The sequence below is a fragment of the Pectobacterium parmentieri genome, from assembly GCF_001742145.1.
GTDB lineage: Bacteria > Pseudomonadota > Gammaproteobacteria > Enterobacterales > Enterobacteriaceae > Pectobacterium > Pectobacterium parmentieri.
Genome location: NZ_CP015749.1, coordinates 1357589 through 1370162, shown reverse-complemented (window position 1 = coordinate 1370162; position 12574 = coordinate 1357589). Strand labels below are relative to the sequence as shown.

At 49.4% G+C, this 12574-nt stretch carries 11 protein-coding genes; 3 read left to right on the top strand and 8 right to left on the bottom strand.

Annotated elements, in window-relative coordinates:
* Positions 1-126 precede the first annotated feature (126 nt).
* Positions 127-519, bottom strand: a complete 393-nt coding sequence (locus A8F97_RS24560; protein WP_227001589.1) for a hypothetical protein — start codon at positions 517-519, stop codon at positions 127-129.
* Between the two features lie 498 nt (positions 520-1017).
* On the opposite strand from A8F97_RS24560, the gene A8F97_RS06015 reads away from it, so the two are divergent.
* On the top strand, positions 1018-2598 hold the full coding sequence (locus A8F97_RS06015; RefSeq protein WP_014700161.1) for an EAL domain-containing protein: 1581 nt from the start codon (positions 1018-1020) through the stop codon (positions 2596-2598).
* A 106-nt stretch (positions 2599-2704) separates the two neighbouring features.
* Here the strand turns inward: A8F97_RS06015 and A8F97_RS06010 are convergent, their stop codons facing one another.
* Positions 2705-3637 carry a LysR family transcriptional regulator gene (locus A8F97_RS06010; protein ID WP_014700163.1) on the bottom strand — a complete coding sequence of 311 codons (933 nt, stop codon included), beginning with the start codon at positions 3635-3637 and terminating at the stop codon, positions 2705-2707.
* A gap of 140 nt (positions 3638-3777) precedes the next feature.
* Between A8F97_RS06010 and A8F97_RS06005 the strand changes: the two genes are divergently transcribed.
* A complete protein-coding gene (locus A8F97_RS06005) occupies positions 3778-5184 on the top strand; it encodes a M20 family metallopeptidase (protein WP_033071584.1) in 1407 nt (468 codons plus the stop codon).
* A gap of 180 nt (positions 5185-5364) precedes the next feature.
* On the opposite strand, the gene A8F97_RS06000 is transcribed toward A8F97_RS06005, so the two are convergent.
* The 6 genes from A8F97_RS06000 to A8F97_RS05975 all read right to left on the bottom strand — a co-directional run bounded on the left by A8F97_RS06000 (position 5365) and on the right by A8F97_RS05975 (position 10838).
* Positions 5365-5655: a Bor family protein gene (locus A8F97_RS06000; protein ID WP_005972198.1), complete on the bottom strand. Its 291-nt coding sequence runs from the start codon at positions 5653-5655 to the stop codon at positions 5365-5367.
* A gap of 194 nt (positions 5656-5849) precedes the next feature.
* Complete coding sequence (locus A8F97_RS05995) at positions 5850-6659, bottom strand: MetQ/NlpA family ABC transporter substrate-binding protein (RefSeq protein ID WP_033071585.1); 810 nt, start codon at positions 6657-6659, stop codon at positions 5850-5852.
* Positions 6660-6958: 299 nt separating this feature from the next.
* Positions 6959-8071: an o-succinylbenzoate synthase gene (menC, locus tag A8F97_RS05990; protein WP_014700167.1), complete on the bottom strand. Its 1113-nt coding sequence runs from the start codon at positions 8069-8071 to the stop codon at positions 6959-6961.
* A 32-nt stretch (positions 8072-8103) separates the two neighbouring features.
* Positions 8104-8763, bottom strand: coding sequence for a methionine ABC transporter permease (locus tag A8F97_RS05985; protein ID WP_014700168.1), 660 nt, complete (start codon positions 8761-8763; stop codon positions 8104-8106).
* Positions 8756-9778: a methionine ABC transporter ATP-binding protein gene (locus tag A8F97_RS05980; RefSeq protein ID WP_033071586.1), complete on the bottom strand. Its 1023-nt coding sequence runs from the start codon at positions 9776-9778 to the stop codon at positions 8756-8758. The genes A8F97_RS05985 and A8F97_RS05980 overlap by 8 nt, the downstream gene beginning before the upstream one ends.
* Before the next feature lie 397 nt (positions 9779-10175).
* On the bottom strand, positions 10176-10838 hold the full coding sequence (locus tag A8F97_RS05975) for an HAD hydrolase-like protein (RefSeq protein ID WP_014700170.1): 663 nt from the start codon (positions 10836-10838) through the stop codon (positions 10176-10178).
* A gap of 210 nt (positions 10839-11048) precedes the next feature.
* Between A8F97_RS05975 and A8F97_RS05970 the strand changes: the two genes are divergently transcribed.
* Positions 11049-12344, top strand: coding sequence for an acid phosphatase (locus A8F97_RS05970; protein WP_033071587.1), 1296 nt, complete (start codon positions 11049-11051; stop codon positions 12342-12344).
* The last annotated feature ends 230 nt before the right edge of the window (positions 12345-12574 follow it).

Sequence of the window (12574 nt, the reverse complement as noted above, 5' to 3'; positions counted from 1 at the left end):
CCATAGGCCGTGGCAATAAGTCCGCGAATTAGCAGTCGGGTTTCTTGTGCCTGGCTGATAAACCCGACAGTGGCGCGGTAAAGCTCGATTCGTCCAGAAACGGGGAAAGTTCGAGTTTGATGCCTTTTATAAAAAAGACGATAACCATTCTTGAAAATGTGTCTCTTGTTCTTCCGGTGTCACCAGATCATTTTCTTCATGGTCAAAGATGGAGACCAAATCGCCGCGAACCGCAGGTCTACCCATCTCAAATTCATAGCCCTTTATCCCATAAGCCATTTGTCTCGCCATTCTGGAAGGATATACGTTCCTCTTCGCCCCTTTGCATAAGAAAGTCATATTTCTGAAATTCCGCCTTAGAATACAAAGGCAAGAGAAAAAATCATCACTTTTAGCCGCATATATAAAATCGCCACCGATAAAAAATTTTATTGAACAAGGTGGGTTTTGACTAAGAGAAAATTCGGCATTCTCTCGTATTCCGTTTCTGACTATCGTTATTTTTATTGTCTTATCCATAGCTATTAACGCCTATATTTCCCTTCTTTGAGATCTATCTCACAGTATGCCCCATCCCTGTCAGGCCACGGGCCGTGGCAGCAGGACTTGCACCTAGATTGCCAGAGGGCGACGCTACAGTCCATTCCCAGTGAGATGGGGTGCTGCTTAAACCGCACGCCAGCGTCGCTTCCACTTCCTGCGATAAAGTATAGAAGTAGAGATCGGGCTGGGTGAGTTCCCGCAAAAAGGCAATTTTTTCAGAAAATCCTGTTCAAGAGGAAGAACTAGCCTGGTTTTATCAATCTTTCCTGCCGTTAGCGATAGAGAGTTTTCCTTTAGAATAATAAAGAGAGTGATTACGTCTTCCTAAAGGTCACTCGTTATTTCTGATTTGCAGGAGCGCTGCGCCATACTACTTATACCCAAAATAATGGCTGATAAGCGCTATATCGTTGGCAAGGACGCGGTATCTGAACCTATGCCGTACTCTTTCCGTCACGCTGCCGGATGATCGCTATGCTCACCTTAACTACCAACGCCGGATTATGGTTCAGACTTGCTTTAATTTCGTTTGGCAGCGCATTGCTGGCCCTATTTATTGGGCAAGGGGTTTTAGCCAGACTGGAGCAAACGCAGTTACTGCGCTACGGCCAGGACGTGCTTAATCAGGGAACCGCCGTCGCCCAAGAAGGTCGGGGAACCATTGAACGGGTACTGACGCTGAATAACCCCCCCTGCTCCAGCGCCGATCTGAAAGAACTGCGCCTGCTCTCCTTTTACTCCGTTTATCTGCGCGATATCGGGCGTATCAAAAATAACCACCTTATCTGCTCTGCGGGTTGGGGGATCCTCAATCCGCCGATTTATCTGCTGCCGCCAAACCTAACAACTGCCGACGGCGTACAGTTGTGGACCGCGATGAACGACGTAATTGATCCGCGGATCACCGCAGATATGGCAAGCCTCAACGATGTGGTCACCGTCACTGCTGCCGCCGCATTTCGTCGTTTTGCCCAACCACCAACCGGATACAATTCAGCGCTGACAACCCGTAACTTAGGCCATATTTATCAAATGTTTGGCAACGTAGATCTCTCTGCGTTCAGAGAGAAACAATACGAGGATAACTCGTGGTTGACCATGGGGAAACGCCAATCGTTTTCTTGCGATCCAATGCTGAACATCTGCGTTCTGACCCAACTCGATTCCGCCGGTATCCTGTATCGCCCCTGGTATGTTATCGCCTCCTTGCTGTTGTTGGGCTTGCTGATCGGCGCTGGCTCTACGTTCTCCTATCAACTCTACTACGATCGGCACCAGGCTTTGCCATCACAGTTAAAACGCGCAATCAAACATCAACGGTTCCAGGTTCATTATCAACCGCTCATCAGCCTGCCGCAGCGGGCGATTATTGGCGTAGAAGCACTGGCACGCTGGAAAAACGAACGCGGAGACAGCGTATCGCCGGAGTATTTTATCAATATTGCGGAAAAGATGGGTTATTCCGCGGAACTCACTCGAATCATTACGCGTCAGGCGTTGCATGATATGCAGCCTTATCTCACGCGAGAAACACCTTTTCTTCTCAGTATTAATCTGTCAGTAACCGATATTGTTTCACCTGACTATCACCGCTTCTTACAGCAGATGTGCGACGAAATGGGAATAGACAGGACGCGTATCATGTTAGAACTGACTGAACGTTCGAGCACATCCTATCAAACGCTGGCTAACGGTCTTCATGCATTACAGCACGCAGGCTATAAGATCGCGCTTGATGATTTCGGTACGGGTTATTCCAACCTCGATTATCTCAGCCACCTGCCGTTCGATATGATTAAGATCGATAAGATTTTCGTCGGTGCCATCGGTACAGACTCGGTTAATGCAGCAATGGCAGACCTGTTATTCACCCTAATCAAAAAACTGGATGTCTGCGTGATCATCGAAGGTGTCGAAACACGCGAACAGGCCGCCTATATTCTGGAACAGTGCCCTTCCGCTATTATGCAGGGATGGTATTTCGGTAAAGCGGTAGCATTACACGATCTGCCGGATAGCCGCCACTATCAGTGCCCGCCGATCGAAACGACCTAATCTGACAACGGGTCCCCCGTCATCGTCTGCGGCAGGTCGGTTTTTAAACTGATCTGCCAGAAGACGAGCAAAAGCGCGAGATTATCGAGATGGAGTGAAAGAAACATCAAACCTTATCCGTAGCCACCTGGCTCAGATAATACGCTTCCCCCTGCCGCAATTCCGCTATCATGAAATCAAGAAAGGCCTGCTGCTGCGGTGCATGGGCTTTGCCTGCCAGCGTTTGGACCTGAAGTGAACGCTGGTCGAGCTGCTTGATATTCAACGGTTTAAGGCACATCGGCTCCTGTAAGCACTTATACATCACGGAGTAGAAGCTACAGGCAGTGACCGCTCCTGGTGTGCTCATCGCATAGTAATAGAGCGTGGTGAAGTTGTTGCAGCACAGCGTTGGCTCAAGAAAGGTGCCGTTCATGCGGCATGAGAGGTCAAACAACTGTCGCAGCGTGGTAGACGATTCCGGCAGCGCCAGCGGGAAAAGATGCAGATCCGCCAGTTGAACAGCCTGCTGCGCCAGCGGGTGTTCGTCAGACATCAGCAGCATCAGCGGCGCAGGCAGCGCCAGTTCCACATTAACGCCCTGCTCGGGTGCCAGTGCAAACTGGAGCGCGATATCCACTTCACCGTTGCGGATCATCTGCGACACCTGCATCGCCGAGGCCACCTTCAGTGCAAAAGTGGTATCTGGGTCATGCTGGCAGAAACGCGCAAACAGGGTCGGCAGCAGATCAAACGCCATTCCCTCCGTGCAACCAATCCGCAACAGCGCCCGGCGGCTAGCCTTTAGCCCCTGTATCTCCGCCACAGCGGCATCCATGTCCATCATGCTCTTGCGCACATGATTTTCCAGAATTCGTCCGGCATCGTTTAACACCATTCCGCGCGCGTGACGCTCGAACAGCGGCACACCGATGCGTTCTTCCAGCCGCTGAATCTGGCGACTGATAGCCGAAACGGCAACAAACAGATGCTGGCTGGCGGCGCTGAGCGAACCGGTAGTGGCAACCACCAGAAAATAGCGGATCTCGGAGCTGTGCATGGCGGAGTTCCTTTCAGACAGTGCGGGATTGCCAGGTTTATATTAAAAGCAAAGCTTAATTGCAATTTTTATTATTGTTGCAAAGCTCGTTTTTTCTTTAAATATCGGTAACGTTGTCACATTACCCAACAAGGAAAGGCATGACCAGCGCAGACCTGATTCGTATCGCCTGTGAACGTTTCGATCGCGGAGAATTTAAACAGACGCTGGCTCGGCGTATTGCCCACGCCAGCGAGAGCCAGAAAGCGGACAATCAGCTTGCGCTGAACCGCTATCTGACGGATGAGATCCAGCCTGCGTTGCAGGCGATGGGGTTCAGCATAAAACCGATCGCCTTGTCTGATGCCCGTCATCCCCCTTTCCTGCTGGCTGAACGCATCGAAGATCCCAGCCTGCCGACGGTACTGTCTTACGGCCACGGCGATGTGGTTTTTGGCGACGAGGAAAACTGGCGCAATGGGCTCACGCCCTGGAAATTGGTCGAAGAAGGCGATCGCTGGTACGGACGCGGCAGTGCCGATAATAAAGGCCAGCACAGTATTAACCTGATGGCACTGGAACAGGTGTTTCAGGCACGCGGGCAGCGTCTGGGCTTCAACTGCAAACTGCTGTTCGAGATGGGCGAAGAAATTGGTTCACCAGAGCTTGCCAACCTGTGCCAACAGCACAAACAGGAACTGGCCGCCGACATGTTTATCGCTTCCGATGGGCCACGTCTTAATGCAGAACGTCCGACGCTGTTCCTTGGCTCTCGCGGCTGTGCCAATTTCCGTTTACGCATCAACGCGCGCGATCAGGCGTACCATTCCGGTAACTGGGGTGGGCTGCTGAGCAATCCGGGTACGCAGTTAGCGAATGCCGTGGCCAGTCTGGTCGATGGGCAAGGTCAAATGAATATCGACGCCCTGCTTCCTCCGCCGCTGACGCCAGCGCTACGCGACATTCTCAGCACGATTGATCCCGCAGGTGGCGAAGGCGATCCGGCGATTGATGAATACTGGGGGGCGGAGGGACTCACGCCCGCCGAACGGTTATTTGCCTGGAACACGCTGGAAGTGCTGTCGTTCATTACCGGTAACCCAAATAAACCGGTAAACGCGATTCCCGCTGATGCCACCGCTATTTGCCAACTGCGCTTTGTGGTCGGCACCGACTGGCAGCATCTGGCGCAGCATGTGCGTCAACACCTCGACCAGCATGGTTTTACCCACGTAGACGTTGAAGTCCTTAACACCTCTCCGGCGACGCGGTTTAACCCTGAAGATCCGCTGGTAAACTGGACGCTGGCACTGATGCAGCAAATCAGTGGTAAACAGCCTGCGCTGTTGCCGAATCTTGGCGGTTCGCTACCTAACGACGTCTTCGCCGACATCCTCGGCCTGCCGACGCTGTGGATCCCCCACTCCTATCCGGCCTGCGGCCAGCACGCCGTTAACGAACACCTGCTGAAATCCGTCGCTCGCGAAGGGCTGTCGATCATGACCGGTCTGTTCTGGGAGTTGGGTGAGCAAGGAAGTCAATTGCTGGCACGGCACAGGCAACAATAGCACGCCCTATCGTGCCCAAACGACATAGCGGTGTGACATTACCGGACACGTTAAATCATGGTTACACAGGAAGCCGTTAGCTCCAAATAACCAGCGGGGAAAAGAAAAAATAAAGCCATCTCGACAGGAGATGGCTTTATCGTGAGACAGCCTTATATACTATTAAAAGCCGTCTTTAGTTTAGATTGAGCAATAAACGCGCGCTTCTCTCGGAGTATAAATCCCGAACGTCACCAACCCAAGTAACCCATTAACAAAGGTTAACTGTGTTTCAGTGCGAACAACTTTATCAGCACCGCCACATACCGCCGCAGCATCAATGGTTTTCTTCTGACCAATCCCAGAGACGAAGAAGTGATGCGTTGTCACCTGTTTAGGTGTTGCAACAGCGTCATTCTTTAGTGTAAACGTTTGTTGGGCACATCCCGTCAGCACCAGTGCCAATACGGCCACAGAAAGTATTTTTTTCATTAAACCCTCGTTGTGTTGTGTTAATACCTCTTACAAAGAATGGCATTTATACAAAAAATCACAACACTTGAAATATTTTTATCTTTGCGTTAGCAAAATATGTTAGCTAAGAGAGTATTTACTGGTTGATACAGGTTTTAGTGAGGAAGCCAGTGGCCTACAAGTAATAGGTCACTGGCAGCTTGAAAGGAGAACTACTTCTTCATCCACTCAGGTTTCTGGAACGCGTGGAACATGGAGTTTTTATCTTCAAAGAATGCGGCGAATTCCGGGGATTGAACGGCGGCTTTCAGATCCTGAGCAAACGGTTTGTCGGCATCTTCCGCACGCACAACAATCATATTTTTCAAGTCCTCCGGCAGCACATCTAACTGAATTGCGTCAGACAGGTTCAGACCCGCAGCCATCGCGAAGTTCGCGTTAATCAATGAACCGGTTACGCCACCCAGTGCACGCGGCAACTGTGCCGCTTCCAGCGGTTTAAAGACCAGCCCTTTCGGGTTTTCTGTGATATCACGCACAGAAGCTTTAGTCGGCGTAATGTCTGGGTTGATCTTGATTAGGCCGTATTTTTGCAGGAAATCCAGTGAACGTGCCAGATTTGACGGATCGTTCGGCAACGTAATGATATCGCCGGCTTTCAGCTCATTCAGCGAGTGTACTTTGTTGGAGTAGAATCCCATGCTGGCGGTCGGCACGGTGATCACTTCCGCCAGTTTCAGCCCTTTATCCGCGCTGAAGCGGTCAAGATAGCGGCGGTTTTGGAACAGGTTAGCGTCGATACTGTTATTCGACAGCGCCAGGTTCGGCTGAATGTAGTCGCTAAATTCGCGCACTTTCACGTCATAGCCTTTTTTCACCATTTCCGGCTTGATCGCTTTCGTGACCATGTCGCCATACGGCCCCGGCGATACGCCGATGGTGATTTCTTTGCCTGAATCTGCTGCGTAAGCCTGAGAGATACCTAACGCCAGCATGAGTGGAATGAGTTTTTTCAATCGCATCGTTGCGTTCCTGTCTGTCCGATTTAGTCAGTGTTAGCCGTTTTGCTAACGGCATTCTCATTATGTAGAGCAGCAGCACAGGGTTAAGATCGAGATATCGGAAGCGACCACGGTGCGAGGCATCCCTGCGGGAATCTCATCACCGTGTTTCTCCCTAAATCCACACTCTTATGCACAGTGCGACATCACTCATTATTTTTCTCTATTTTTATAACGTTATTCCCTGGTGTTGGATAACGTTTTACTACTCATATGTTTTACTAAAAAAGGCTTACTAAAAAATCTTTAATCAACATCAATTAAAACAAAAAGGTTTCCTGTCCGTAGCAGTATTTGTCATACAGTTCAGGGTTAATATCGAAGCCGATTCCCGGTTTATTTGGCACCGCGACGCAACTGTCACTGTCTAATTCAACAAACGGCAGCATGAAGTCTTCATGCCAGTAGCGGGAAGACGGTGGAATATCGTGCGCATAGATAAAGTTCGGCAGCGTAGACACTGCAATGTTGTGCGCTTTGCCGACCGCCGTATCCAGCATGCCACCGCACCACACCGGAATGTTGTGCGCCTGACAGTAGTCATGGATTAGCTTGGTTTCAGTAATACCGCCCACGCGCGCCACTTTAATATTGATGATTTTGGCACTGCCCAGTTCGATCGCTTTACGGGCATCCTCTACCGAGGCAATGCTTTCATCCAGACAGATAGGCGTATTTACTGCCGCCTGAAGTTTACGGTGGTCGATAATATCGTCATGTGCCAGCGGTTGTTCGATCATCAACAGGTTGAATTTATCAATGCGCTTAAAGAAGTCGATATCGTCCAGCGTGTAGGCAGAATTGGCATCCACCATCAACGTGATATTCCCAAACGCCTGACGCAGTGCCGCAATATAGTCGTAATCTTTTCCCGGCTTGATTTTTATTTTGATGCGTTTGTAGCCTTCGTTCAGGAAATTATCGACTACGCTGACTAATTTATCGGGCGTTTCCTGAATACCAATACTGACACCCGCTTCGACTTTATCCCGCACGCCGCCCAGTAATTGATGCAGCGGTACGCCTTTTATCTTCGCGTAAGCATCCCAAATACCGCCTTCGATTGCCGCTTTGGCACAGTTATTACGCTTTACTGGCGCAAAAATATCGCGCACCAAAGAAGGATGCTCAATATATCCAGCCTGCTTAACCATCGGGATTAGGAAGTCACGCATAATATGCCAGGCGGTGACGTTGGTTTCTTCGTTATAAAATGGCAGGGAAATGGCTGAACAATCGCCGTAACCAATTTGCCCACCAGCATGAACTTCCGCGATGGAGAAGTGTTTTTCCGTCTGCGTCGCAAAACTAGTGGTAAATGGCGTTTTCAACGCCATTTTCATTTTTCGTAATACAATTTTGTCTATTTTCATGACATCTCTCTGCAGTCCTGATCTGTCGCGGTTTAGCGGCGTTCGCGCTTATTCGCCCGTCGTGAGAGCATATCGCCCAGCGTTTGTACGACCTGCACCAACACGACTAACGCAATCACCGTCACAACCATGACTTCGGTTTCATAACGGTAATAGCCAAAACGGATCGCCAGATCGCCGACACCGCCGCCGCCAACAATCCCGGCCATCGCCGAGTAGCCAATCAGACTGACCAATGTGATCGTCAGGCCGCGTAATAAGCCAGCCAAGGCTTCCGGCAACAGTACGGTAGCGATGATACGCGTCGGGCTGGCACCAAAGGCTTCAGCCGCTTCCACAATACCCGGATCGACTTCACGCAGTGCGGAATCCACCAGACGGGCATAAAACGCAATCGCCGCTACCGACATCGGGACTGACGCCGCTACAGGCCCTATCGTGTTACCCAACAGCAGTTGTGTTAATGGCAACAACAGCACTAGCAGGATCACAAAGGGGATCGAGCGAATAATATTCACCAGAATGGTCGATACCAGATAGATAAAACGGTTCTGCCAGAATAAATGACGATCGGTCACATAAATCGCGATACCTAACGGCAGACCGAATACCACCGCACAAAGCGTTGAAATGCACACCATCGTGAAGGTTTCACCGAAGGCGAAAATTAATTCACTGATTAACTCAGTCATTGATGACCTCCACCCCAAAGGTATTCTGTCGAATATACGCAATAGCCGCGGCGAGATTTTCCGCTGCGGGATCGTCACGGTATGAAATCTGGGCGATAATATGTCCTAACGCACGATCGTTAATGTATTCAATATTGCCATGAAGAATATTTACTGATACCTGAAATTGCTGCGCAACATCGGATAATATCGGTTGTTCTACCGAATCATCAGCAAAGAGTATTTTTAGCAAGACGCCTTTATTATTTTTCTTAAAGCGATCGGGTAATTCGACTGGCGTGGTATGGCTAACCAGTTGTTTGGTATAGGGGTGTTGAGGTGCAGAGAAGATCGTAAAGACCTCTCCCTCTTCCACAATATTCCCGCTCGTCATTACCGCCATGCGCTGACAAATGCTTTTAATCACGCTCATTTCGTGGGAAATCAGCACGATCGTAATACCTAATCGAACGTTAATACTTTTTAATAACGCCAGAATAGACGCCGACGTTTCCAAATCCAACGCCGAAGTGGGTTCATCACACAGCAGCACTTCGGGGTGGTTGGCAATGGCACGGGCAATACCCACACGTTGCTTCTGCCCACCGCTTAGCTGTGCTGGATACGCGGTCCCTTTATCCTGCAATCCAACCAAGGCCAGAATTTCCGGCACGCGCTCGGCAATGTCCGCTTTGCTTTTACCGGCGGCCCGCAGGCTAAACGCTACGTTGTCATAGACATTGCGGGTATGCATCAGATTAAAATGCTGGAAGATCATTCCGATACGTTGCCGATGCTGGCGCAGTTCGCGGCCAGAAGCATTACTGATCAGCGTATCGCCCAGAAACACCCGCCCTTCGGTTGGGCGCTGCAATAAATTGATCGTCCGCAGCAGCGTACTTTTTCCTGCGCCGCTGGTGCCGACAATCCCAAAAACTTCACCCTGTTGAATGGTCAGGTTGACGTTGTTTACCGCTCTGGACTGTGCAGTTTTACCGGCGGGGAAATCAACGCTCACGTTTTCTAACCGGATCATTACCTGACTCACTCCTGCTGTTGCTGACTATTTTAAGAGATGTAACGTCGGCACACGCAACCGTATGCCTGTCTGATGTAGGGAAACCTGTGTTCGTGGGTAAAATCATTTCGCATTAGCGGGCATTAAGCCTATCCCACGGAACGGTTTCACTTGTTATGTTGAACAGAGATAGGCTCTTCATCGCCTTTTTGCATTGAGGAATAGCCGGGCTATTTATGGCTGTCATTCTTGTTATAATCAGATTAATTTCTTATAAATCAATAAAATATTAAAAAATTATTGTCTATTTAAGTTAGAGAGAAATGAGCTTTGCGTCAATGATAAAAAAAGCAAATCACCCTTCTGTTTTTTAGAAACTCTTTTATGCCTTCTACTTCTATATAGTCACGCGCAGTTATGCAGGGTGTGATGACATTATCTTGTCGATCACCTGACATAACTCAGTTGGCTGAGCACACAGGATGTCAGCCTGATGGGTTGCTAGCTCATTGGCCGTTCCGTATCCCCATAGTACACCGACGGATAATAACTGGTTGTTTTGTGCTGCAATAATGTCATCCCCTCTATCTCCCACCATGATTGAACAACGTGGTTCCAACCCATTTTGAGTCAGTAAATAAGCTAATAGTTTCGTCTTATCATCCATTTTTCCATCCGACGGCGTCCCTATAATGTCTGAGAAGAAGGGGCTTATCTTCATATCATCGAGTATTTCCCCAGCGAATAGTTGTCTTTTAGATGTCGCAATAAAGAGTTTATCGCCACGCTGTTTTAAGGTTTTCAGCACTGACAGTATCCCTTCATAGATAACGCTATTGTAAAGTCCGAATTGACCATAATGCGCACGATAAATGTTTATTGTTTCTTCTACTCTGCTGTCACCATAAGGCTCCAACAGTGTTCTGACAATACTGTGCATGGGTGGCCCAATGAGCGATGCAATGTCAATGCCGTCATCAATCATATGCCCTTGCTTTCGAATGGCGTAAATAAGGCTCTCTTTAATTCCCGGAACAGAATCAATAATGGTTCCATCTAAATCAAAAATTATATTCATACCGACATTTCCCCTTTGTCTGATTTTCCGGCTTCATATTTCCTTTTAGGCTTATCCAAGAATACGTCATGGTGGGTTCTAAAACATAACAAAGCATGATAATTCGTTGATAAGTATCTCAAAATATATCCTGAAACATTACTATCACAATCTGCATCTAGCCTGATCCAGCACCAACCAACGTTTATCCTCCCCATTAAGGATACTATCATGCGTTATCACACGACTCTGTTTGCCACGATCGGAACGTTACCGTTTTTACTCCCGCTTTCCGGGTTTGCAGCCCCACCTCAGTCGGAGAGTTCGACTATCAGCACCATTGTCGATACCACCACACAGGCCAGTAACCGTCCTCGCGTCATAGAACTGGAGCAATCCATTCAGGCCGCACTACGCAAGGCGATACAGGGAGATGCCCCACAGCTCACCCGTGCGCAACTGGAACAGGCACAAGAAACATCACAACAGGCAGACATCGAGTGGCTCCACAACAGCAGCTATGACTTCGCAGTAAAAGCCAACCAGCAGGCAGGCATTGCGCTACTGGAATCCTTTTCACACCTTTCTACTGATGTGTTGCAGCAAAACACCGCTATCGTGACACGCATTAATCGTGAAGCCACGAAGGGTCAGCGCGAACAGGCACTGGTGGATGCAGAGGGCCAGGGGTATCTCTACTATCTGGCTGATGCATTGGGCCCACGGTTGGGCAAGGTCTTTATCACCGCCTACGATCGCGGTGAAATTCGTAAGGCCGCCGTGTTGCTCAAGCTATCCGCCGTCAGCACGTCCGCTGCCAAGCAACATTTTAACTATCCTCGCCCTTTCCTACAGCCGAACAATACGATTCATCTGGTGCCAGATACCGCCGTAATTGGCGATAACAAACCGTATACCGCTACCGGCGGCGCATTTCCGAGCGGGCATACCAACACGGGTTACACCGATGCCCTACTGCTAGCGGAAATGATCCCTGAGCGTTTTGTTCCGCTGATCGATCGCGGTGCGCGCTATGGCTACTCGCGTGTCGTGCTGGGCGTCCATTATCCATTGGACGTGATGGGTTCACGAATGATTGCCGAACGCAATGTGGCACATTATCTCAACGATCCACAGTATCGTCGGCTGTTTGAACAGGCCAAAGCCGAGTTACGCAGCGCGTTAGAGAAAGCCTGTGGCACCACGTTGAGCGACTGCGCTAAAAATTCGCCACAGGACGACCCTTACACCGCACCGGAAATGAAAACATTTTATCGCTACACCATGACGTATGGGCTGCCAGCTCAGCCTGACGCGACGTCTGCGGTTAGCGTTCCCGAGGGTGCCGAAGTCCTGCTCGACGCCGTACTGCCAAAGCTCTCCGCCGCCCAACGCAGAAACCTGATGGTGAAAACCGCGCTGGCTGATGGTTACCCGCTCTCCGGTGAGTCAGGTGATAAAGGTGCACAGAATTTCTGGCAGCGCCTTAATCTCCATGATGCTGTGACGTTGGCTCAACATCGTTGATGGTTACCCTCTTCTTCCGCGTTTTCGCACACGGGGAAGAGGGCTGTCATTAAGGATAACGATTATTTTCATCATTTGGCTGTAACGGTAACTTTCCGGCTAGGATAATATTTTAATTATTACCAAGCAGTCAGCATAGAATAGCGAACAGTTTGTAAACCAATGTAAATTACTGCTATCACAAGCCCTCTCATGCCATTTTTAAATTTTAGTTAATCTCAATATAAACC

Excerpts from the sequence above, each read along its gene's own strand:
- A8F97_RS24560 (WP_227001589.1), bottom strand. The coding sequence starts at position 519 with ATGGATAAGACAATAAAAATAACGATAGTCAGAAACGGAATACGAGAG.
- A8F97_RS06015 (WP_014700161.1), top strand. The coding sequence starts at position 1,018 with ATGCTCACCTTAACTACCAACGCCGGATTATGGTTCAGACTTGCTTTA.
- A8F97_RS06010 (WP_014700163.1), bottom strand. The coding sequence starts at position 3,637 with ATGCACAGCTCCGAGATCCGCTATTTTCTGGTGGTTGCCACTACCGGT.
- A8F97_RS06005 (WP_033071584.1), top strand. The coding sequence starts at position 3,778 with ATGACCAGCGCAGACCTGATTCGTATCGCCTGTGAACGTTTCGATCGC.
- A8F97_RS06000 (WP_005972198.1), bottom strand. The coding sequence starts at position 5,655 with ATGAAAAAAATACTTTCTGTGGCCGTATTGGCACTGGTGCTGACGGGA.
- A8F97_RS05995 (WP_033071585.1), bottom strand. The coding sequence starts at position 6,659 with ATGCGATTGAAAAAACTCATTCCACTCATGCTGGCGTTAGGTATCTCT.
- menC (WP_014700167.1), bottom strand. The coding sequence starts at position 8,071 with ATGAAAATAGACAAAATTGTATTACGAAAAATGAAAATGGCGTTGAAA.
- A8F97_RS05985 (WP_014700168.1), bottom strand. The coding sequence starts at position 8,763 with ATGACTGAGTTAATCAGTGAATTAATTTTCGCCTTCGGTGAAACCTTC.
- A8F97_RS05980 (WP_033071586.1), bottom strand. The coding sequence starts at position 9,778 with ATGATCCGGTTAGAAAACGTGAGCGTTGATTTCCCCGCCGGTAAAACT.
- A8F97_RS05975 (WP_014700170.1), bottom strand. The coding sequence starts at position 10,838 with ATGAATATAATTTTTGATTTAGATGGAACCATTATTGATTCTGTTCCG.
- A8F97_RS05970 (WP_033071587.1), top strand. The coding sequence starts at position 11,049 with ATGCGTTATCACACGACTCTGTTTGCCACGATCGGAACGTTACCGTTT.